Source organism: Tamlana crocina (assembly GCF_012037625.1).
Genome location: NZ_JAAVJS010000864.1, coordinates 1 through 283 on the forward strand (window position 1 = coordinate 1; position 283 = coordinate 283).

1 protein-coding gene is annotated in these 283 nt (G+C 43.1%); it reads left to right on the forward strand.

What is annotated here, in order from left to right; translation table 11 throughout:
- On the forward strand, positions 1-283 hold a 283-nt coding region (locus tag HC176_RS19300), incomplete at both ends, for a lipoyl protein ligase domain-containing protein (RefSeq protein WP_425338237.1).

Sequence of the window (283 nt, forward strand, 5' to 3'; positions counted from 1 at the left end):
TCGCAGGGAGGCTGCTGAAGAACCTACAAAGAATCATTTGCTTTTTGTAGAACATCCACATGTTTATACCCTTGGAAAAAGTGGGGATATCTCCCATCTTTTGATCAACGAGGAACAGCTGAAACAAAAGAATGCTACATTTTACAAGATCAACAGGGGAGGGGATATCACCTATCACGGCCCCGGGCAGGTAGTGGGCTATCCAATTCTTGACCTGGAAAATTTCTTTTCTGATATCCATAAGTACCTGAGGCTACTTGAAGAGACTATAATTCTCACCCTG